Raw genomic sequence first — 23,888 nt, forward strand, 5'->3', positions numbered from 1 at the left:
CTTCTACTTTACCGCAATCATGGCAAAATTCGAGACGCCTATTCCTTGCCCGCACCATCCGCATGGCGGGCGAGCCGCGAAAGCAGCAGAACCACCACATGCAAGAGCGGCAGGGCGATGAAGACACTGGCAAGGCCGGTATGTTCGGCAATAAAGCCGATGGCCGATGGCGCCACCAGAATACCGGAATAGCCCATGGTGGTGACCACCGAGAGACCAATGCCGGGCGCCAGTCCCGGCATGTTGCCGGCGGCGGAAAAGGCAATGGGAACCATGTTGGAAATGCCGATGCCGGCAATCGCAAAGCCGATGATCGCGATAGTGGAATTTCCCGCAAGACCGGCAATCATAAGACCGATAATCGACATGGCCGAACAGAAGCGCAGGGTCGTCACGGCGCCGAAGCGGTCACGCACCAGATCGCCGGCAAAACGCATGGCCGCCATGGTCATGGAGAAGGCCGCGAAGGCGAAACCGGACTGCGACACCGAAGCGCCGAGTTCATTGCGCAGATAAAGCGCGCCCCAGTCGAGGATAGCGCCTTCAGGAATCATCGAGAACAGCGCCATCAGGCCGATGATCCACGGCAGCGGCGTCAGCGGCAGGCCGCCTTTCGGGCGTTCCTCCTCCGGATGCGGACGATCCGCAAGGACGCGCGGCCACGCGATGACCAGCAGCACGAGCGCGATGACGGTTAGCGCAATGGCATGTCCCTGCACACCGATGGCCGTGATGAGATAACCGCCAAGACCGGCGCCGATCAGGCCGCCAAGGCTCCAGAAGGCGTGGCACGACGACATGATGGCGCGGCGCATATCCCGTTCCACCGCCACGGCATTGGCGTTCATGGCGACATCCATCGCCCCCGTCAGCCCGCCGAACAGAAACACCGCAATCACCCCGGCCCACACCGTGCCCGCCCAGGAAATGAAAAGCAGAGTCGGCAAAAAGATCGCCGCAGTGACGAGACTGACCGTACGCGAGCCGAAACGGGCGATCTGCGAACCGGCAATCGGCATGAAAACCAGCGAACCGATACCGAAGACCAGAATGATCAGGCCGAGCGCGCTCTCACTGAGGGACAGGCGCGCCGCAAATTCCGGAATCTTGGGCGCCCATGACCCCATCATGAAACCGTTCATCAAGAACAGCAGGGAAACGCCCAGCCTGTGCCGCGTCAGATAGGACGAGCGTATGCCTGTCGGCGAAAATGTCGTGGGGCCATTCATCGGCAATATCCTTCAGACTTGACCATGAGAAAACTGAGCGACGTCATCATCGCCGCAATAAATCTGTACGCCCTCTGCCGACAGCGCCTCGACGAATGCGCGGTCGGCATCCTGCTCCAGCACGAGGGAAAGAGGTGGGGAGAAATCATGCACATGGAAAGCTGCCCTGTGGCCGAGCTTTTCCGTGGTGATGGCGGCGACAATCCGCTGGCTGGCGCTGCAGGCGAGCCGCTTGAACACCGCATCCTCGAAAACATCCGCCGACAGACCCGTCTCGGCCGCAACGCCGCAGACACCGAGAATGCAGAGATCGGGCCGCATCAGTTCGAGCTGCCGAAGCGCCATGGCGTCGATCGCAGCCCCTACGGCCGGATCGACCTTGCCGCCGATCAGCACCAGATCGATATCGGCCCGCCCCGTCAGTTCAGCGGCAATGGCGGGCGTATTCGTCACCACCGTCAGGTTGAGCCCGGCAGGAAGCGCCCTTGCAATGGCGAGATTGGTGGAACCGGCATCGATGAAGACGACCATGCCCGGCTCGAGAAGCGGGACAACGGCGCGCGCCAGCAGGGCCTTGCGGTCGGCATCCTCGGCAATGCGCGTCTTCAGCGGCACCGTTTTGCTGTCGGAAAGCAACGCCCCGCCATAAACCCGCAGGCATTCTCCCCGGGCTGCCATCTCACGCAGGTCGCGGCGCACGGTGTCTTCGGAAACGCCGAAATTCTGCGCGAGATCCTGCGCCAGCACCCGGCCGCTTTGCCGTAACTGCGCAAGGATGAGCGCCTGCCGCTCGCTGACAAAATGATCGCTCATCGGAACCCATGCATAAACCGGAATAAACGTGCACTAACATGCATATTCGAGTTTTTACGGCTGCGCAACAAAAAACGCCCGCCGGAGAGGCGGGCGTCTGACACTCATCAATGATCGGATACGGCTTTATTCCCCGTAAGCGATCAACAAATCCTTCGCATCGATCTGATCGCCGGGGCGCACCAGAACTTCGGCGATCTTGCCGTCGCGTTCGGCGTGAAGCGCGGTTTCCATCTTCATCGCCTCGATGGAAAGCAGCACGTCGCCAGCCTTGACCTCCTGGCCCTGATTGACGAAGACGCGGCTGATCACGCCCGGCATCGGCGCGCCGATATGGACGGCATTGCCGGGCTCGGCCTTGCGGCGCACGGCGGAGCCGGAAGCGCCATGGGCACGATCCGGCACCTTGATGCGGCGCGGCTGGCCGTTGATCTCGAAGAACACCGTCACCATGCCCTTGTCATCCGTACCGGACGAGGCCTGATTGACGATGACCAGCGTTTTGCCGCGTTCGATATCGGCAAACAGTTCCTCGCCGTCCTCCATGCCGTAGAAATAGGCATGGGTGGGCAGCACCGAAACCGGGCCATAGGTCTCGGCTGTCAGTGCGAAATCCGTGAACACCTTCGGATACATCAGATAGGACGCGAACTCGAAATCGTCGACCTTGCGCTCCAGCTTGGTCTCGATCACCTTCCGTTCGGCATCGAGATCGGCATCTTCCAGCAGCGAACCCGGACGAACCGTATAGGGTGCTTCGCCCTTCAGCGCCTTTTTCTGCAGGGCTGCCGGCCAGCCGCCGGGCGACTGTCCAAGATCGCCCTTCAGCATCGACACCACCGATTCCGGGAAAGACACTTCACGATCGGGGTTTTCAACGTCGGCCACCGTCAGATCCTGGCTGACCATCATCAGCGCCATGTCACCGACGACCTTGGAAGACGGCGTCACCTTGACGATATCGCCGAACATGCGGTTGGCGTCGGCATAGGCCTGAGCCACCTCGTGCCAGCGGCTTTCGAGACCCAGCGAACGAGCCTGTTCCTTGAGGTTGGTAAACTGGCCTCCCGGCATTTCGTGCAGATAGACTTCCGAGGCCGGTCCCTTGAGATCGCTCTCGAAGGCGGCATACTGGTTGCGCACAGCCTCCCAGTAGAAGGAAATGCGGCGGATCCATTCGGTATCGAGACCCGTATCGCGTTCCGATCCCGCCAGCGCCTCCACGATCGAGCCGAGGCATGGCTGCGACGTATTGCCGGAGAAGGCGTCCATTGCAGCATCGACAGCGTCGACACCGGCATCCACGGCCGCAAGAACGGTCGCGGCGGAAATGCCCGAGGTATCGTGGGTATGGAAGTGGATCGGCAGACCGGTCGCCTCACGCAGCGCCTTGAACAGAACCCTGGCGGCGGCCGGTTTCAACAGGCCTGCCATGTCCTTGACAGCGATGATATGAGCCCCGGCCTTTTCAAGCTCGGCGGCAAGGTTGGTATAATATTTGAGATCGTACTTCGGACGCGCCGAATTCAACAGATCGCCGGTATAGCAGATGGTCGCCTCGCAGAGCTTGTTCTCCTCGGCAATCGCATCCATCGAGACACGCATATTCTCCACCCAGTTCAGGCAGTCGAAGACGCGGAAAAGATCGACCCCGCCCCTTGCGGCCTGACGGACGAAGTATTTCACGACGTTGTCGGGATAGTTCTTGTATCCGACGCCGTTCGCGCCGCGCAGAAGCATCTGCAGCAGCAGGTTGGGCGCGCCTTCGCGGATCAGCGCAAGACGCTCCCATGGGTCTTCCGTCAGGAAGCGCATGGAAACGTCGAACGTCGCCCCGCCCCAGCATTCCAGCGAGAGAAGCTGCGGCAGCGCCTTGGCGTAAACGCTGGCGACACGGGCAATATCATGGGTGCGAACGCGGGTGGCCAGAAGCGACTGGTGCCCGTCACGCATGGTCGTATCGGTAACCAGAACGCGTTTTTCATTGCGCATCCAGTCCGCAAAGCCCTTCGGGCCAAGCTTGTCCAGCAACTGCTTGGTGCCATCGGGCGTCGGCGCATCGATATAAGGCACGACGGGCTTTGCCGCCTTTTCGGACGGCCTGGCGCGACCCTTGGTTTCCGGGTGGCCGTTGACGGTCACGTCGGCAAGATAGGTCAGGAGCTTCGTGGCGCGGTCCTGACGCTTGACCTGCGCGAACAGCTCCGGCGTCGAATCGATGAAGCGAGTCGTATAGGTATTGTTGCGGAAACTGTCGTGACCGATGATGGCTTCGAGGAAGGTGAGGTTCGTTGCCACGCCGCGAATACGGAATTCGCGCAGCGCGCGGTCCATGCGGTTGATCGCCTCATCCGGTTGCGGCGCCCAGGCCGTTACCTTGACGAGCAGCGGATCGTAATAGCGGGTGATGACAGCGCCGGTATAGGAAGTACCGCCATCCAGACGGATACCGAAGCCAGAGGCGGAACGGTAGGCGGTGATACGGCCGTAATCCGGAATGAAGTTATGTTCGGGGTCTTCCGTCGTGATACGGCACTGCAGCGCGTGGCCGTTGAGACGGATATCCTCCTGGCGAGGCACGCCGGATTCCGCGGTGCCGATGGCGGCGCCTTCGAGAATATGGATCTGCGCCTTGACGATATCGATACCGGTCACGACTTCGGTGACGGTATGCTCCACCTGGATGCGCGGATTGACCTCGATGAAGTAGAATTTGCCGGTATCGGCATCCATCAGATATTCGACCGTGCCGGCGCCGATATAGCTGGTCGCGGCGGCGATCTTCAGGGAGTAGGCAGCAAGTTCCTGACGCTGCGCTTCGGTGAGATAGGGCGCGGGCGCACGCTCGACCACCTTTTGATTGCGGCGCTGGATCGAACAATCACGCTCGAACAGATGCACGACATTGCCATGCGTATCGCCGAGAATCTGGCTTTCGACGTGACGCGCACGCTCGACCAGCTTTTCCAGATAGACCTCGTCCTTGCCGAAAGCGGCTTTCGCCTCGCGCTTGGCTTCCGTCACCTCGCGGGCGAGATCCTCTCGTCTGCGGATGGCGCGCATGCCGCGTCCGCCGCCGCCCCAGGAGGCTTTCAGCATGACCGGATAGCCGATTTCCTCGGCCATGCGCTCCACTTCCGCCATATCGTCGGGCAGCGGATCGGTAGCAGGAACAACGGGGACGTTGACCGAGATCGCCAGATTGCGCGCAGCCACCTTGTTGCCGAGCTGGCGCATCGTATCCGCCGTCGGTCCGATGAAGGTGATGCCGGCCTTGTTGCAGGCCTCCACGAATTCGGGGCTTTCAGACAGAAGACCGTAACCGGGATGGATCGCGTCCGCTCCGGAGAGTTTGGCTACGCGAATAACCTCCTCGATCGAAAGATAGCTCTCGATCGGTCCCATATCCTTGGCGAGATGCGGACCCCTGCCGACCTGATAGGATTCGTCCGCCTTGAAGCGGTGCAAAGACAGCTTGTCCTCTTCCGCCCAAATCGCAACGGTTTTAATCCCAAGCTCGTTCGCTGCCCGGAAAACGCGGATCGCAATTTCGGATCGGTTGGCAACAAGTATTTTCGATATTTTCAAGACGGTCTCCCCACACGCCAAAACAAAATTTCTGCTGCACTGCGGAATTAAGCAGCAAAACCCGGTCTTGGAAAGGGCAATTCCGGCGAGAACTGTCCTGTTTGCGCTAGCTCAGCAAACCATGACGAAAAGCAAGCGCTACGGTATGCTGCCGGTTCTTGGCGCTGAAACGGCGCTGGATTCCATTGATATACCAATCGACCGTGTGGTTGGAGATCGATAGTTGGCGTCCAATTTCGGTGGAGGTCATGCCGTCCGCCATCAGCGTCAGCACCTCCATTTCGCGCCTCGTAAGCTCGAGGGCGGAAACGTCAGGGGCATTGCTGAAGCCATGGGCTTGCCCAGAAAGATCGAGCAGGCGCCAGAACACGGCACGTGTGGCCGCATCGAGCAGTTCCACCTGCAAAGAGGGCAATTGCCGATCCTGGCCGCCAATGAAGACCGCACCGATGAAGCCCGCACGGCCATGTACGGGAAAGGCGTAACCACCCTGCAGACCGTACCGGCCGGCATCGTGGAAAAAGACGCTCGCCCTTTTGCGATGCATAGCACGCGGCAGGCCCTCCAGCGCTTCCTTCCACTGAAATGGCTTGTGCACCATGCCGATCACCTTGCGGACGGGATCGACGAGATTGTATTTCTTGGCCCTGTAGACCTCCAGCCAGCCTTCGGGAAGATGTTGCGCAAGGATGTGTCCGGTGGAGGCGAGCTCCCCGGTCATCCGCCTGCTGACTAGAAAATATTCGAAACCGTATTCGCGAATGAGCGTTGCAAATTCGGAACGAACGCGGTCGGCGCTTCCCGCCTGGTAACACGCAGAGATGAAGTGAAGAATATCATGCATAAAGACACGTGGTCCGGAGCTTGGCTTGAAGGGAATGACACGAAGGACGTGGTCCCGCGATGACGTCATGTTACTCGGGCGCCGGTCGGTTGAGATTGAACATATCGTCGTTAGCAATCCCTGAAACGAAGATGCGAAATCTTGTGACGGCAGGTCCCGGGAAACATCGGGTTCGTTTTTTTTCGGTTCGCACGCGCGGTCAATCTGTTAAGCCGCCATTCAGACAGAAAGAGCGATAATTACACAAATTTCGCCGTCTCATGCAACCTTGCTAAAATAACTTGCCTTGAGGCCGAACAAACAACCGCTCGAAAAAGACGCTCGGACTGGATTGAAAATTTGACCTTGTTTCAGGTTTACACACGCGCTCTGCGCTATCTGACCGTACATAAATGGCGGGTGACGGTGGTCGTCATCGCCAACGTCATTCTTGCAGCGATCACCATCGCCGAACCGGTGCTGTTCGGCCGGATCATCGACGCCATCTCTTCCGGCACCAACGTCACGCCGATCCTTATCCTTTGGGCGGGTTTCGGTGTCTTCAACACCGTCGCTTATGTGGCTGTCGCCCGCGAGGCAGACCGGCTGGCCCATGGCCGGCGCGCTTCGCTCCTGACGGAAGCCTTCGGGCGCATCATCTCGATGCCGCTTTCCTGGCACCATCAGCGCGGCACATCCAATGCCCTGCACACGCTGCTGCGCGCCAGCGAAACGCTGTTCGGCCTGTGGCTCGAATTCATGCGCACGCATCTGGCCACCTTCGTCGCACTGGTGCTGCTGGTGCCGACCGCCATGTCCATGGACCTGCGCCTCAGCTTCGTGCTGATCGGCCTCGGTATCGTCTATTGGTTCATCGGTAAGTGGGTGATGGGCCGCACCAAGGACGGCCAGGCTTCGGTTGAAGAACACTATCACAGCGTTTTTGCCCATGTCAGCGATTCCATCAGCAACGTCTCGGTGCTGCACAGCTACAACCGCATCGAGGCCGAAACGAAGGCGCTGAAATCTTTCACCGAAAAGCTGCTGAGCGCGCAATATCCGGTGCTCGACTGGTGGGCCTTCGCCAGTGCTCTGAACCGCACGGCCTCCACCGTTTCGATGATGATCATCCTCGTCATCGGCACCGTGCTGGTGAAGAACGGCGAGTTGCGCGTTGGCGATGTCATCGCCTTCATCGGTTTCGCCAATCTCCTGATCGGCCGCCTGGATCAGATGCGCCAATTCGTGACGCAGATTTTCGAAGCTCGCGCCAAGCTCGAGGATTTCTTCGTGCTGGAAGATTCCGTCAAGGAACGGGAAGAACCGGGCGATGCGCGCGAATTGTCGAATGTCTCCGGCACGGTGGAGTTCCGCAACATCAATTTCGGTTTCGCCAACACCAAGCAGGGCGTTCACGACGTTTCGTTCACGGCCAAGGCCGGCGAGACAGTCGCTATCGTCGGGCCGACAGGTGCCGGCAAGACCACGCTCATCAACCTTCTGCAGCGGGTCTACGATCCCGATTCCGGCCAGATTCTGATCGATGGAACCGATATTTCGACGGTGACGAAAAATTCGCTCCGCAACTCCATCGCCACCGTGTTTCAGGATGCCGGCCTGCTGAACCGCTCCATTCGCGAAAACATCCGCCTCGGCCGTGAATCGGCCACCGATGCGGAAGTGGTGGAAGCAGCGGCAGCCGCAGCGGCGACGGATTTCATCGACAGCCGCATCAACGGCTATCTAACCCAGGTGGGTGAACGCGGCAACCGCCTGTCCGGCGGCGAGCGCCAGCGCATCGCCATTGCCCGCGCCATACTGAAGAACGCCCCCATTCTGGTTCTGGACGAAGCGACCAGTGCGCTGGACGTGGAAACGGAAGCCCGCGTGAAGGCCGCTGTGGACGCGCTGAGAAAGAACCGTACGACCTTCATCATCGCCCACCGCCTTTCCACGGTCCGCGATGCCGATCTCGTCCTCTTCCTCGATCAGGGCCGGATCATCGAAAAGGGCACCTTCGATGAGCTGAGCCAGCGCGGTGGACGCTTTACCTCGCTGCTGCGCACCAGCGGCCTGCTGACGGAAGACGAAAACCAGCAGCCCCGGCCAAAGGCCATTGCCTCCTGAGGGCCTGGCTGACGGAATGAAGACAGGGTGGACAGCATGTTGTCCGCCCTTTTTCTTTGTGCGCTTCCCAACGGCTCCGCCAGATCACAGGTCGTCTATTGGAGAATTCCGGTCAGGGAACTTGCCAGCCAGAAATCGATCTGCCCGAAGGGGAGGACATTTCCCAGAAAGGCGACAATACCTGCTGCGAGATTGGCCAGGAAAATTCCAAGCAACACACCAAGCATTATTCCGACGCTCGTTTTGCGTGGGTAGCGCGCCAACCAACACGACAACGCCAGGGAAAGAATGGCGAGCAACGCCAACAGTGCAAGTTCTGTGAAAGATGCGCTGAATTGCAAGATAACTCCCTTCCGATCGACCGACTATTCGCGACTGCTGCTTTTCTCGAAAAGATTGACGAGACAGTCCGCACCGGACGATCCGGCACCACGCCATCAAAACCTTCGCCAATATGACCCTATCTCGGTGCTGCGGGAGCTTCCAGCCGACGCTGCGAAGGAGCCCGGTTCCGTGCCATGATCCGACCCATTAACTGAGTCAGAGGCCAGGGTAGCCCACAAAAATTCAGGCCCCCGCGTTACCACGGGAGCCTGAGTTTAAAGGCGAACGGAGACCTGATCGTCTCAGTCGAAGGGGATCACCCGGTCATCTGCCGACAGGGCCTTGCCATCGACGGAAACGGAGATTTCCGCCGTATCGGCCTTGCGGCTTACGACGATGTCCCTGGCCTTACCGTCGAGCGTGATCTTCACCGAGAAACCGCTCCAGTCCTCCGGCAGCGACGGCGAAATATGCAGCTTGCCGTCGGTGCGGGTGATGCCGAGAATACCCTCGACGGCGGCGCGGTAGAGCCAGCCGGCGGAACCGGTGTACCAGCTCCAGCCGCCACGGCCCGCATAAGCGCCTTCACCGTAGACATCCGCAGTCACCACATAGGGTTCGACCCGATAGGTTTCCGACGCTGCCGCATCGAGCGCATGATTGACGGGATTGAGCAGCTTGAAGCAATTCCATGCCTCCTGTGCCCTACCCTGCTTCGCAAGGGCGAGAACCACCCAGGTCGCCGCATGGGTATATTGTCCGCCGTTTTCGCGCACACCCGGCGGATATCCCTTGATGTAACCCGGATCATGCGGCGCACGCGAGAAGGGCGGCGTGAACAGCCGGATGATACCGGTCTGCTCATCGACCAGATGCTCCATGACGGCATCCATTGCCTGCCGCGACCGAGCCTCTTCGCCTTCGCCGGAGAGAACGCTCCAGCTCTGGCCGAGCGAATCGATCCGGCATTCCTCGCTTTCGGCGGAACCGAGCGGCGTACCGTCATCGAAATAACCACGCCGATAATAGCTGCCGTCCCAACCCGCCGTTTCGAGAACATTGCGCAGCTTTTCACGATGCGCCGCCCATTTGCCGACACGATCAGTATCGCCACGCTTTTCCGCAATCTCGATGAAATCGCGCAACGCTCCAGACAGGAACCAGCCGAGCCAGACGCTCGTGCCCTTGCCGCCGACACCGACACGGTTCATGCCGTCGTTCCAGTCCCCGCCGAGGATCAGCGGCAGGCCATTTTCGCCAGTGCGATGAATGGCAAGATCGAGCGCCAGGGCCGCATGCTCGTAAAGCGTGGCGGATCTGTCACTGGTCTCAGGCTGGAAGAAGGCGTCATGCTGGCCGGGCATCAACGCTGCGCCCTTCAGGAAGGGGATGCTTTCATCGAGGATGGCGGCATCACCCGTGGCCGAGACATATTGGTTGATCGCATAAGCGAGCCAGACCACATCGTCCGAAATGGTGGTGCGAACGCCAGCGCCCGTCAGCGGCAGCCACCAGTGCTGCACATCGCCTTCCGGAAACTGGCGGCCTGCCGCACGCAGGATCTGCTTGCGGGCGAGATCCGGCTGGTAGAGCAGGAAGGCCAGCGTATCCTGCAACTGGTCGCGGAAACCGAAGGCGCCGCTCGACTGGTAAAAGGCGGTACGTGCCAGAATGCGGCATGCCAGCGCCTGATAGGGCAGCCAGTTATTGACCATGTGGTTGAAGCCGGCATCCGGCGTGGAAACCTGCAACTGCCCGGTAAAGCCCGTCCAGAACGCCTTGCTTTCATCCAGCACCGTCTGGAAGTCCGCCTTGCGAACATCCTTCACCAGCGCTTCGGCCTCTTCCGCATTGTCGGCGTCGCCGAGAATGAAGGTCATATGCCGTTCTTCGCCGGGCTTCAGGTGGATTTCCTGCATCAGTGCAGCACAGGGATCGCCGTCGACCTCGGTGCTGCCGCTGAGTGCGGCGCCGGACACGATGCCCTGCGGCGCCTGCGCCGACCCGAAGCGACCGATGAATTCCCGACGGCTGGTGGTGAAGCCGCTCGCCTCGCTGTCGAGCGTCAGGAAAGCGGTGCGGGCGCTATAATCGATGCTGTAGGGGTTCGACGCAAAGATCGCATTGTTGCCGGCATCGTGCCTGCTCAGAATGAACGGCGCGGATTTCTGGCCGTTATTGCCGAGCACCCATTCCACATAGGCATAGACCTTCAGCCGGCGGCTTTTCGAACCCTTGTTGCGAACGATGACCTGCGAGAGCTTGACCGGTTTTTCGCGGTCCACGGTCTGCGTCAGCTCCACCTCAAGCGTATCGGCCACGCCCGTCAACACGGAATAACCGAGGCCATGGCGGGTTTCGAACATGGCTTCGGGATCGCGCGACAGCGCGGCGCAGGGCGTATAGAGCTTTCCTGTCTCCACATCGGCGACATAGAAGGCCTCGCCCGGCCGGTTGATGACCGGATCGTTGCTCCAGGGTGTCAGCTGATAGTCGCGCGAATTGCGGCTCCAGCTGAAACCGGCACCTTCCGCCGAAATATGGAAGCCGAAATTCTCGTTCGAGATGACGTTGATCCACGGATGTGGCGTGGACTGCCCGCCATTGAGGCGCACGACATATTCCTGACCGCTTCTGGCAAAACCGCCGAAACCGTTCCAGAAATCGAGATCGCCCGCATCCTCCACCGGCTCCGCCACAGGGAAGACCGGAACAGGCAGGCGGGCCTGTGCTGCATCGCTCGTGCCGTCAGGACCGCGATGGGCCGCAAACAGCGATACCGCGCGGTTGATCTGGTCGACGATCTTGCCATTGCGCACATGGAGAACGACGCGGGAAGCGGCGAGAAGCGCGCTCCACGTCTCTTCATCCATCAGGTCGCGGCGCACGGAGAAGACGTGCGGACGTCCACCATCGGCGGGATTGATGCGGCGCTGCGCCTCGGAAATATGATCCAGCGCATGCTGCATGTCCTGCGCATAGGACGCAGCCCGCTCGTTGACGATGACGAGATCGAAGATCACGCCGCGTGAACGCAGATATTCATGGGCGCTCAGCGCCTCACGGGCGATATCCATATCCATATCGTCGTTGATGCGCAGGCTGAAGATCGGGAAATCGCCGGAAATCGCAAGCGGCCACAAAGCGCGCTGCGAGGCGAGACCCGTTTTCAGCGTTTCCGAATCCGCACGCAGATGCATGTCGGGATAGGTCAGATAACGGCCGAGATGCTGGAAGGCGGCCGCCTGCTGCGAGGTGACGCCGACATGGCGCATCTGCACCTGCGTACGCGTCCAGGCATGCACGAGTTCATGCGCGAAGGCATCCGGATGACGATAACGGTCGATTGCCTTGTCGACTTCCTCGCGGCTTGGCGCGGCGATCGTCCAGAAGATCACGCTCACCTTTTTGCCCGCCGGCACGCGCACGGTGCGGCGCAGCGACAGGATCGGATCAAGCGTGAAGCCGTCGGTGCTTGAAAGCGTCGCACCGGCATCGAAAGCCGCCGCTTCGCGCAGCGAACGTCCGCGACCGATGAACTTGGCGCGATCCGTCTCGAATTCCGTCGGCCGCGACGGGCCGGCATTGTCGGCGGCCAGATGCGCGATGACGGTGCCGGGCTCGTTCGGACTGCGACGGTTGCGCCATGCGCGGATAACATCGCCGCGCCGGCCAATCTCCGTCTGCACGAACATGCGCGAGAACAGCGGATGGGCGTTGTCGTCATCCTCCGACGCAATCACCGGCTCCATATAGGAGGTCACTTCGATATAGCGATCCTCGGAACCGACATTGAGCAGGGTGACGCGGCGGCCCTCGGCATCATGCTCGGTGGCGACGATGCATTCGACCACGCTCTGCAGATCGCCGGTGGTCTTGTGGAACTCGGCCTTGTCATCGGTGAAGATCGTCTTGGTCTTTTCACCTTCGATAACGCGCGGCTCCGCCGTCGCGCTCCACCATTGTCCATTGGTGGTGTCGCGCAGGAAGATGAAGGTTCCCCATCGATCCTCCGTCGGATCGGCCTTCCAGCGGGAAATCGCCTGGCCGTTCCACTTCGAATAACCGGCACCCGTGGAGGTGAGCATGGTCGAGTAGTGGCCATTCGACAGGAACACCACTTCGCGGTCACGCACAGCCGGATCGGCAATGGAGCGCACTTCCGCACGCAGCAGGTCTGCCTGTTCCTTGCCGGGGGTCTCCGGCTCGTATTTCGCGCTCATGACCGGCACTTCGCGCGGCGCCTTTTCCTGCAGCAGCAGTTCGGCCGCCTCGATCACAGGATCGGAATGGAAGAGTTCGCGCAGCACGCCATCGAAAGCGACGTTGGCGACGGCCGCAATCGACATGCCGTGATGGTGGGCATAGTAATTGTAGACCACTGCGCAGACCTTGCCGTCCGGCACACGTGTCGGCGTGAAATCCACCGCATCGTGGAAACCGTACTGGCCAAGCGCGCCAAGCTTGCGCAGTTTGTCGAGGTTTTCGAGCGCACCGTCAGGATCGTACTGGCTGGCGAGGATCGACGCATAAGGCGCGATCACCGCATTCTGGCCAAGGCCACGCTTCAGACCAAGCGTCGGCACGCCGAAGTTGGTGTACTGATAGTTCATGTTGTGATCGCGGGCGTTGAACGCCGCTTCGGAAATGCCCCATGGCGTGCCGAGACGACGACCGTGGTTCATCTGTTCCTTGACGATCAGATTATTGGTCTGGTTGAGAATACCCCCCTGACGCTCCTGCATGACAAGCGGCGGCATCAGATATTCGAACATCGAGCCGGACCAGGAAACCAGCGCGCCCTGCGCACCGATCGGCACGACCTGGCGGCCGAGACGGTACCAGTGTTCGGTCGGCAGATCGCCCTTGGCGATGGCGAAGAGGCTGGTCAGGCGGCATTCGGAAGCCAGAAGGTCGTAGCAGGCCTCGTCCAGCTCCTTGCTTTCGACACGATAGCCAATCGACAGAAGACGGCGATCCTTGCGGTAAAGGAAGGTGAAATCCATCGAGAAGGCGAGGTTGCGGCTGCGGTCGCGCAGCGATGCGAGGCGCTGGCGTAGCGGCTCCATGTTGGTGAGGTCGATGGCGCTGTCGGAAATATGCGCCTCGCAGCAATCGACGAGCAATTGCGCCCAGCGGGTCACTTCCGCGCTCTGCGCGGATTTCACCTCGTGATCGACGTTGGTTGCGAGTTTCTGGATATCGCGCGCAAGAACCGCGAGATTGATGACACGGATCGAGGCGAATTCATGCTCGCGCTTGACCGAGGCCAGAGCGTTCGAGAAGCCGATGATGCGCTCCTCAAGACGACGATGCAACGGACGCAGGTTCTTGCGGTCGTCGGGCAGCGCCTTCAGCGTTTCACGCAGAATGCCGGCAACATCGCCAATACCGTCAAGATTGCCCTGAAGATGCGCGGACGGCGCTTCCGCCCAATCACGGCAGGCGGACGAAACCGCGATCAGGTGGCCGGCGAGATTGCCGCTGTCCACCGCCGAAACATAGCGCGGCCCAAGCGTCTGCAAGGTGTCGGTATGATACCAGTTGTAGAGATGGCCACGATGCTTTTCCATCTTCTCGACGGTCTGGATCGTGTTCTCGATCCGCTCCAGCGTATCGGCAAAGCTGATCCAGCCGAACTGGCGGGCCGAAATAATGGAAAGCAGATAGACGCCGATATTGGTGGGCGAAGTACGCGAAGCGACGATGGGCTCCGGCGTTTCCTGGAAGTTATCCGGCGGCAGGTGGTTTTCCTGCGGCGTCACGAAGGCCTCGTAATAACGCCAGGTGCGGCGTGCGATCTTGCGAAGCTCGAAAGAGACGTGTTCCGAAACGAACAGCCGGTCTTCGGTTTCAGCCGACTGGCTGACATACCAGGCAACGGCGGGAGACAGAACCCAGAGCAGCGTGAAGGGAATGCCGATCAGGAAGGCGTTATCGCCCGGCAGCGCCGCAAACAGCAGGCCAAGCATCGCCACCACGGGCGCATGCCACATCTGGCGATAATAATCGATGATGCTGCCCTGCGCGCTCGACTGCATGCTGGCGGCGGTACGCCATTCCAGCATCAGCTTGTGGCTGACCAGCAGACGGTAAAGCGAACGGGCAATCGCATCCGTCATCATGCAGGCGGCATCGGCGATGAAGACGATGCGCAGCGCAACCTGTGCATTGGTGGCGCGGATTTCCGACCAGATGGTATGGAAATGCGCCTGCGGCACGATATCGGTGGAGCGCGGCACGAGACCGGACAGCAGAGACAGCGTGGGCGCGACGAACAGCGAGAAGATCAGCAGGATCTGCCAGATCAGCGCACCGAGCGGATCCATGAAATACCAGCCGAGGATCGAGGCGAAGAACCAGGCGATCGGCGTCAGCGAGCGACGCAGATTGTCGACCATCTTCCAGCGGCCGATGGCGGTAACGCCACGGGCACGGTCAAGGATGAAGGGCAGAAGCTGCCAGTCGCCACGCGCCCAGCGATGCTGGCGCGACACTTCCACCTCGTAACGGGTCGGAAAGTCCTCCACCAGTTCCACGTCGGTCACCAGCGCACAGCGCGCAAAGGAGCCTTCGAGCAGATCGTGACTGAGGATGGAGTTTTCCTCGATGCGGCCCTTCAGCGCCGCCTCGAAGGCATCCACATCGTAAAGACCCTTGCCGGTAAAGGTACCTTCGGAGGTCAGGTCCTGATAAACGTCGGAAACGGTAAAGACGTAAGGATCGATACCGCGGTTGATCGAGAAGACGCGCTGGAAGACGGAAGCGTCCTTGCCGGTCGTCAGTGAGGGCGTTACGCGCGGCTGCAGCAGGCCGTAGCCTTCGACAACCCGTCCGGATACCGGATCGATCACCGGGCGATTGATCGGGTGGTGCATCTTGCCGACGAGCTTGGTCACCGCATCGCGCATCAGGCGCGTATCGGCATCCAGTGTCATGACGTATTTCACGCCCTCCGGCACGACGTTCGCGCCGCCGAGGAAGGTCGTATCCTTGTCGCCGCGCAGCAGCATGTTCAGTTCATGCAGCTTGCCGCGCTTGCGCTCCCAGCCCATCCAGCAGCCTTCGGCCGGATTGTAGAGGCGGCGGCGGTGCAGCAGGTAAAAGCGCGTCTTGCCATCAAAGGCATAACGGCTGTTCAGCGCCGCAAGCTCGCGCTTGGCATAATCGAGAATCTCGAGGTCATCGTCGGACTGCTCGTATTGCGCGTCGCGCCAGTCGCTCACCAGCGAGAAGTAGATCTCGCCATGCGGATTGGCGAGATAATGCACTTCGATATTGCGCATCATCTCGTCGACACTGTCGCGGCTGGTCAGCATGCAGGGCACGGCGACCAATGTGCGGGCGTCCTGCGGAATGCCGTTCTTGAACTCGTATCCGACCAGCCGGAACGGTTTCACGAAGAAGGTGACGAGGGTGTTGAAGAGGCCGGTCGCGCCTTCGGATGCCGGCAATGCGAACATCAGCAGGAACGCGGTCACGACATACCAGGGCATGCCCGCCTGCGCCAGGAACCAGCCGACAGCAAGCATGGCGAGCGCAGTGATCAGAAGCACCGGCGCGGCGATTGCCAGCCAGTTGAACTTGCGCATCGAGCGCACGATGCGCTGCGATACCAGCGGCCGGTAACCCAAAGCCTTTTCAAGCTCGAAGCGGCGCTGGCCGACAAGCACGGAGCCGACATTGACGCGATGGGTTTCATCCGCACCCGCCGGCGTCTCCGAACGCGCCATTTCGACGGCGGCGCGCGCCACCTCGACTTCGGTCTTGGGAGAACGGCGCGCCAGAAGTTCGATCGTGTTGCGGTAGGTGTTGCGCGAACCGAAATCGAGAACCTCGTAGTCGGTCTCTTCGCGCAGAACCTTGTCGATATGGCTGACTTCCTCGAACCACACCGACCATTCGGTATCGTCGATTTCGCGCAGGCTCTTGACGATGTTGCCCATCGTCACATTGCCGGATGCCAGGCGATTATGTTCCGACATCATGACGTTTTCGGCATCGGTGCCGGCAGCATGAAGACGCTCTTCAAGCCACGCAACCGCCAAACCGGAGGTCTGTGAGCCATTGCGAAGACGATAGAGGAACTGCGTCGCGAAAGTCGGATCGTCAACCAGCGAATCGACCTGCTTGAGAAGCGCGGCCGACGCCTCGGCATCGTTCAGACGGATGATTTCATCAACGACCTCATTCGCCTTCTGGCGCATGCGGCGCGAACGCTCCACACGAATGGAGATGCGGCGGAGATTTTCGATGAGGACGAAACGGATGATCGACGGCAAAGCCCACAATTCGCCGATCTGCAGCGTCTTCGAGGTCTGATAGCCATCCACCAGCGCCGTCATGTTTTCGCGCGAAACCGTGCTGTGGGTATGGGCGACATAAAGCCAGCCGAGCGCCATGACCCGCGGGATCGTCACGCCGCCCACCGTCATCGTCGGCAGCTGGCGATAGAACTTGCGCGGAAAATCGCGGCGGACTTCCTGGATCGCCTCTTCGATGACGTAGTGATTGTCGAGCAGCCATTCCGCCGCCGGCGTTATCGTCGCGCCATTTTCCGCATCGACGGCCGTGGTACGATAGACCCTGAGGATTTCCTTCTCGTTCTCGCGATGACGCTCGAAGAAATCGAATTCCATGAAGCCGGGAAGACTGTCGGCGCCATCGCGCGAAAGCGCGGCGCCCGCATCATGCAGTTCCTCCACCGTCATATAGGACGCGCGGATCGAATCGTTGTGATCGATCTGCTTCGTCTCGGAATCACGGGCGGCGGCGGTCGGGGTAATATGAAATGACATCGGGCTCGTATTCTGAACTTTATGGAAACTTGTTCGACTTGACCGGCATTTCGTCCGTGGCGGGAACACACACGAAAATCGGGCAACGCTATATTTATGACTTATCCTGAACCTTCGGTGAACCGGACCGGACGCTGTGCGGAACGGATCGTCAAGTGCGGAACATCCGCAGGCGCGTCATGCTGCAGCATCATTATTCCGGAATATCTGCGAAGCTGGAGATCGGCGCGGACAGGGCTTTTTTGGTGAAGGAAAGAAAATCGCGTCGTTCGGCCCGGCAATGCCGTTCCGACCGGATTTCGCACCCTCCCCGATGGCGAAAACTGTTCGCGCAACGTCCGATAATCCCCCGTTGACAACCTGAAGGGCAACACGAACCGAAAGGCCCGCGCTACATCCGAAAGAAGCTAATGCCCCAGGACGTCAATAGTTCCATGCCACCTGTGGCGGCACGATGCAAGCGCTGAATTTCGGGGCATTTCCGGGCAGGCTACGCCCCTTACGCATGGCTGCATATGCTGCTATGTCATTTGCAAAAGGCGCCGGAAAAAACGGCCGAACCCGGGACTTTAAAAATGACCAGACAGACCGCAAATCTCGCATCCTTTGCCAACCATATGCCGGATGTGGTGGCCATTCGCCGCCACCTGCACCGCAACCCCGAAATCGGCCTTTCGGAGTTCAAAACGTCGGATTTTATTGCCGAACAGTTGGCGGCAATGGGTTATGAGGTTACGCGGGGACTGGCCGGAACCGGTGTCGTCGCCACACTCCGCAATGGCGACAGCACCCGCACGCTCGGCATCCGCGCCGATATCGACGCCCTGCCGATCCATGAAGAAACCGGTGCGGATTATGCGAGCGCCAATCAGGGCGTGATGCATGCTTGCGGCCATGACGGCCACACCGCCATGCTGCTTGGCGCGGCGAAGATCATTGCCGAGCGCAAAAATTTCGACGGAACCCTGCATCTGATCTTCCAGCCGGCGGAAGAGAATTTCGGCGGCGCCCGCATCATGATCGAAGACGGGCTGTTCGAACGTTTTCCCTGCGATGCGGTTTTTGCCCTTCACAACGATCCCGGCGTGCCCTTCGGGCAATTCGTGCTGCGCGACGGGCCTATCCTCGCCGCCGTCGACGAGTGCAAGATCACAGTCAACGGATATGGCGGCCACGGCGCCGAACCGCAGGATGCGGCCGATCCCATCGTGGCCGGCGCAAGCATCGTCATGGCGCTGCAAACCGTGGTGTCCCGCAACATCCATCCGCAACTATCGGCAGTCGTCACCGTTGGCGCGTTCCATGCCGGTGCTGCCAGCAATGTCATTCCCGAAACGGCGGAAATGCTGCTGACCATCCGCTCCTTCGATCCGGGCGTGCGCGACGAGCTGGAAAAGCGCATCCGGGCGATAGCCGAAGGCCAGGCGGCCAGCTACGGCATGAGCGTCACCATCGATTACGAGCGCGGTTACAATGCAACCGTCAACCACAAGGCGGAAACGGACTATGTCGCCGATCTCGCCCGGCGTTTTGCCGGGCCTGAAAAGGTAGCCGAGATGCAGCGCCCATCGATGGGTGCGGAAGACTTCGCCTATATGCTGGAGAAACGGCCAGGCTGTTATTTCTTCCTCGGCACCGCGCGCACCGATAACGACCCGCCGCTGCACCATCCGAAATTCGATTTCAACGACGATATCCTGCCGATCGGAACCGCTTTCTGGGTTGACTTGGCGGAAGATTACCTGAAGGCGTGAGCGGTCATGAAAAAGGCCGGTCGGAGGAGCGACCGGCCTTTTATTCTCAAATTACCTGATGAGAAAATCGGGAGGATCAGGGAACGAGACCGAAGATGACGGCGGCGACAAAAGCCACGCAGACGCCGACAAGAGCCGCATGAACCGAATCTTTCCAGTTGCGCGGCGACTGGGGCTGCGAGACAAAGTCTTTTACTTTTCCTGCCTTGGAATAAGACATTGTACACTCCCTTCCTGCTCGGCCCTTCAAAGCGGGCATTGCTTATTTCACTCATAGAATAGCTTTATTCCCCACTGTTTCAGTAGAGATAAAATTCCATAAGATTGGCGCATCGGGAAAAATACCGATTGCGACTTGCCCACCGGCAAGCATCAATCTACCCATTGCGCAGGATCAACGCGGTGGAGGGCATTTCCGTTCAAAACCGGTGGCGGGCACGGACAAGACCATGACGGATATCGACGCCATCATCATCGGAGCCGGGGTGATAGGGCTCGCGACAGCGCGTGAACTGGCGATGCGCGGCCTCACCGTCATCATCCTCGAAAGCGGGAAGGAATTCGGCTCTGCCACCTCCTCCCGCAACAGCGAAGTCATCCACGCCGGGCTCTATTATCCGGCCGGAAGCCTCAAGGCCCGACTTTGCGTGGAGGGCAAGGAGCGGCTCTATGCCTTCTGTCAAAGCCACGGCGTTTCACATCGTCGTTGCGGCAAGCTCATCGTCGCTACGAGCAATGAAGAGACGGCCATGCTCACCACCCTGCGCGAAAAAGGCAAAGCTAACGGCTGCAACGACCTTGAGCTGATCGATGCGCAACAGGCGCTATTGCTCGAACCCGCGCTCGCCTGCGTCGCAGCCCTGATATCGCCCTCGACCGGTATCATCGATAGCCACGGCTATATGCTGGCGCTGCTTGGAGACGCGCAGGATCATGGCGCTGCCCTTGCCCTGAACGCACCCTTCGAAAAGGCAGAGGCGATGGGCAATGGTTTCCGCGTTCATGTCGGCGGAACGGAGCCCACCAGCCTGACATGCCGGCTGCTCGTCAATTCCGCCGGGCTTGTTGCACCCATGGTGGCAAGAAAGATTGAAGGATTGCCGGAGGATGTTATTCCGCAGGCGCGTTTCGCCAAGGGCAGCTATTTTTCGCTGGCCGGCAAGTCCCCGTTTTCACGGCTGATCTACCCAGCACCGCACACCCATGGCCTCGGCGTGCATCTCACGCTCGATCTCGCCGGCCAGGCCCGTTTCGGGCCGGATGTGGAGTGGGTGGACACCATCGACTATGCGGTCGATCCCCGCCGCATGGAGGGTTTTGGAGACGCTATAAGGCGCTATTGGCCGAGCCTTCCTCATGACGCACTGATCCCGGCCTATTCCGGTATCCGGCCGAAGATTTCCGGCCCGGACGAACCGGCCATGGACTTCCGCATCGACGGACCGGAAACCCACGGCCTTGCCGGCCTTGTCAATCTTTTCGGCATAGAAAGCCCCGGCTTAACCGCCTCGCTGGCGATTGCCGGCGAGGTCGCGGCACGGCTCGAGGCCTGACCTCAACCGAAACGAGAGAGCGCGCCGGCCATGATCTCCAGATCGACATTGCCGCCGGAAGCGACCGCGATCACCGTTTCGCTTTCCAGTTCATCGCCGTGGAAGAGGGCCGCCGCCAGCGCCACCGCGCCACCGGGTTCGACAACGATCTTCAGCCGGTTAAACGCGAGAACCATAGCACGCAGCGCTTCCTCCTCGGTCACGGCAATGCCTTTTCCGCAGAGCCCGGCCATGATGGGGAAAGTAATGTTGCCGGGCTGCGGCGTGACGATCGCGTCGCAAATCGAGCCCGAGGTCGTGGCGTTACGCTCGATCTTACCCGCAGCGAGGGAGCGCGCCACATCGTCGAACCGCTCCGGTTCCGACGTCCTGACCTTGTAGTTCGGCGCTTTTGCTGCGAGTGCCAGGGAGATGCCGGAGGTGAGGCCGCCGCCACCGCAGGGCACCAGAACCTCGGCCGCACCGATGCCCAACTCCGCGCCCTGTTCGGCAATCTCCAGCCCCACTGTCCCCTGCCCGGCAATGACCAGCGGTTCGTCATAGGGCCTGATCAGCGTCAGCCCACGCTCGCGAGAAATGCGATCTCCGATGGCGTCGCGATCTTCGTTAGCACGGTCATAGAGCACCACCTCCGCGCCAAAGGCCCGGGTATTGTCAATTTTGATCTTCGGCGCATCCGACGGCATGATGATGACGGCGGGAACATTGTGCAGCCGGGCGGCAAGCGCCACGCCCTGCGCATGGTTGCCGGAGGAAAAGGCGATCACGCCCTTGGCGCGCACCTCCGCCGGAAGGCCGGAGACAGCCGACCAGCCGCCGCGAAACTTGAAGGAACCCGTTCTCTGCAGGCATTCGGCCTTTACGAACAGCTTCCGCCCGGCAATCTCATCCAGAAAAGGTGATGAGAGAAGCGGTGTGCGAACCGCATGGTTGCCGATGCGCCCACGCGCGGCCTCTATCATCGAAATATCTGTCATGTCCTGCCCCTGTGATGCGGATTTGCGGGTACATTAAGAGGTCGCAATCAATTGCGAAACCGCCCGGAAAAGAAAAATCCCCGGACGTGGCCGGGGATTTTGTCCTATGCGATCAATGATTGTGCCGGGGCATCTTCTCGGCAATCCGGCGGAAATCCGCGGCCCCTTCCAGAACCGCGCCATCCGAAAGCTGGGTCACCGACTGGCGGTAGATGCGTTGCCATGGCGTCGCATCCGCGGGAACAGCTGGAATGCCATCGGCCTTGCGGGCGGCAAGCTCCTCATCCGGCACCAGCGCATTGCACTCGCCCTCATTGAAATCGATGCGGATCACATCCCCCGTACGGAGCCATGCCAGCCCACCGCCGGCCGCACTTTCCGGCGAGGCGTTGAGGATGGAGGGGCTGTCTGCCGTTCCCGACTGCCGGCCGTCGCCGATCGTCGGCAGGCTGGTGATACCCTTTTTCAACAGCGCATCCGGTGGCTGCATGTTGACGACCTCTGCCGAACCCGGCCAGCCGAGCGGCCCAGCACCGCGAATAACGAGAATGGTGCGCTCATCAATATCGAGGGACGGGTCGTTGATGCGGGCGTGATAGTCTTCCGAACCATCGAACACCACGCATTTGCCCTCGAAAATGCCCTCGCGGCCCGGCTCGCTCAGATAACGCTGGCGGAATTCCGCCGAGATCACGCTCGTCTTCATGATGGCGAAATCGAACAGATTGCCCTTGAGAACGAGGAAACCGGCCCGTTCCTTCAGCGGCCTGTCATAAGGCAGGATCACGTCGCGGTCGGTCGATTCCCGCCCTTCCAGATTTTCCGCCATGGTTTTGCCAGTCACGGTCGGACAGCTTCCGTCGAGCTTGCCCGCCTTCAGAAGCTCCCACATGATGGCGGGCGTGCCGCCGGCGCGGTGATATTTCTCACCCAGCCATTTGCCGGCTGGCTGGACATTGGCGATAAGCGGAATGTCGTAACCGTGGACCTGCCAGTCCTCCTCGCGAAGCTCCACACCCGCATGTTTGGCCATCGCTGCCAGATGCGGCTGGGCGTTGGTGGAACCGCCGATTGCCGAATTGACGCGGATCGCGTTCAGAAATGCCTCGCGCGTCATGATGTCCGAAGGCTTGATGTTCTCGACAACCAGCTCGACGGCACGGCGACCGGTGCGATAGGCCATCTGGCCGCGTTCACGGTAAGCGGCAGGGATCGCGCCGCAGCCGGTGAGCGACATGCCGAGCGCCTCCGCCATGGCATTCATGGTGGACGCGGTGCCCATGGTGTTGCAATGGCCAACGGAGGGCGCAGATTCCAGCGCCGCCTGCAAGAATTCCTCACGGGTGATTTCGCCAGCGCCGTATTTGCGGCGCATGCGCCAGATGACCGTGCCGGAACCAACCAGATCGCCATCATGGTAGCCGTCGAGCATTGGCCCGCCGGACAAGACGATGGCCGGAATATCCACCGTGCTTGCCGCCATCAGTGCCGAAGGCGTGGTCTTGTCGCAGCCCGTGGTCAGAACGACACCGTCGAGCGGATAACCGTAAAGCACTTCCACAAGGCTGAGATAGGCGAGATTACGGTCCAGCGCCGCCGTCGGGCGCTTGCAGTTTTCGAACATTGGATGGGTCGGAAACTCGATGGGAATGCCGCCCGCATCGCGGATGCCGTCCCGCACCCGCTTGACCAGTTCCACATGGACGCGGTTACAGGGCGTCAGGTCGCTGCCGCTCTGGGCGATGCCGATGACCGGCTTGCCGGAACGCAGCTCTTCCGGCGTCACGCCGTAATTCATGAAGCGCTCCAGATAGAGCGCCGTCATGTCGAGATGGTCGGGATTGTCGAACCAGTCCTGCGACCGCAGGCGGCGCATCGGTGTCTTCTCGTCGCTCATGAACC

General features: G+C 60.5%; 12 protein-coding genes. 3 read left to right on the top strand and 9 right to left on the bottom strand.

The window, feature by feature from the left end; genetic code table 11:
* Nucleotides 1–38: 38 nt before the first annotated feature.
* The 4 genes from I3J13_RS06645 to I3J13_RS06660 form a co-directional block, all read right to left on the bottom strand.
* Complete coding sequence (locus tag I3J13_RS06645; RefSeq protein ID WP_020810992.1) at nt 39–1,229, bottom strand: MFS transporter; 1,191 nt, start codon at nt 1,227–1,229, stop codon at nt 39–41.
* A gap of 12 nt (nt 1,230–1,241) precedes the next feature.
* On the bottom strand, nt 1,242–2,042 hold the full coding sequence (locus I3J13_RS06650) for a DeoR/GlpR family DNA-binding transcription regulator (RefSeq protein ID WP_196378334.1): 801 nt from the start codon (nt 2,040–2,042) through the stop codon (nt 1,242–1,244).
* A 126-nt stretch (nt 2,043–2,168) separates the two neighbouring features.
* Entirely contained in the window at nt 2,169–5,630 is a 3,462-nt protein-coding gene (pyc, locus tag I3J13_RS06655; RefSeq protein WP_196378335.1) for a pyruvate carboxylase, read from the bottom strand.
* Nucleotides 5,631–5,736: 106 nt separating this feature from the next.
* The gene (locus I3J13_RS06660) at nt 5,737–6,474 is read right to left on the bottom strand and encodes a helix-turn-helix transcriptional regulator (protein ID WP_080815561.1); all 738 of its coding nucleotides are present in this window, start codon (nt 6,472–6,474) and stop codon (nt 5,737–5,739) included.
* Nucleotides 6,475–6,813: 339 nt separating this feature from the next.
* Between I3J13_RS06660 and I3J13_RS06665 the strand changes: the two genes are divergently transcribed.
* Nucleotides 6,814–8,580, top strand: a complete 1,767-nt coding sequence (locus I3J13_RS06665; protein WP_003520317.1) for a glucan ABC transporter ATP-binding protein/ permease — start codon at nt 6,814–6,816, stop codon at nt 8,578–8,580.
* Between the two features lie 95 nt (nt 8,581–8,675).
* Here the strand turns inward: I3J13_RS06665 and I3J13_RS06670 are convergent, their stop codons facing one another.
* Complete coding sequence (locus I3J13_RS06670) at nt 8,676–8,921, bottom strand: hypothetical protein (RefSeq protein WP_196378336.1); 246 nt, start codon at nt 8,919–8,921, stop codon at nt 8,676–8,678.
* A gap of 285 nt (nt 8,922–9,206) precedes the next feature.
* Entirely contained in the window at nt 9,207–17,702 is an 8,496-nt protein-coding gene (locus I3J13_RS06675; RefSeq protein ID WP_196378337.1) for a glycoside hydrolase family 94 protein, read from the bottom strand.
* 575 nt (nt 17,703–18,277) lie between these two features.
* Here I3J13_RS06675 and I3J13_RS06680 point away from each other — a divergent pair.
* The gene (locus tag I3J13_RS06680; protein WP_174014369.1) at nt 18,278–19,456 is read left to right on the top strand and encodes a M20 aminoacylase family protein; all 1,179 of its coding nucleotides are present in this window, start codon (nt 18,278–18,280) and stop codon (nt 19,454–19,456) included.
* Between the two features lie 76 nt (nt 19,457–19,532).
* Here the strand turns inward: I3J13_RS06680 and I3J13_RS06685 are convergent, their stop codons facing one another.
* Complete coding sequence (locus I3J13_RS06685) at nt 19,533–19,676, bottom strand: hypothetical protein (protein ID WP_003505150.1); 144 nt, start codon at nt 19,674–19,676, stop codon at nt 19,533–19,535.
* 229 nt (nt 19,677–19,905) lie between these two features.
* On the opposite strand from I3J13_RS06685, the gene I3J13_RS06690 reads away from it, so the two are divergent.
* Entirely contained in the window at nt 19,906–21,009 is a 1,104-nt protein-coding gene (locus tag I3J13_RS06690) for an NAD(P)/FAD-dependent oxidoreductase (RefSeq protein ID WP_196378338.1), read from the top strand.
* Between the two features lie 2 nt (nt 21,010–21,011).
* Here I3J13_RS06690 and I3J13_RS06695 read toward each other — a convergent pair whose 3' ends face one another.
* Both I3J13_RS06695 and I3J13_RS06700 read right to left on the bottom strand, forming a co-directional pair.
* On the bottom strand, nt 21,012–21,986 hold the full coding sequence (locus I3J13_RS06695) for a threonine ammonia-lyase (protein WP_059759808.1): 975 nt from the start codon (nt 21,984–21,986) through the stop codon (nt 21,012–21,014).
* 112 nt (nt 21,987–22,098) lie between these two features.
* Nucleotides 22,099–23,883: an IlvD/Edd family dehydratase gene (locus I3J13_RS06700; protein ID WP_196378339.1), complete on the bottom strand. Its 1,785-nt coding sequence runs from the start codon at nt 23,881–23,883 to the stop codon at nt 22,099–22,101.
* Nucleotides 23,884–23,888 lie beyond the last annotated feature (5 nt).

The organism is Agrobacterium leguminum, from assembly GCF_015704895.1.
GTDB lineage: Bacteria > Pseudomonadota > Alphaproteobacteria > Rhizobiales > Rhizobiaceae > Agrobacterium > Agrobacterium leguminum.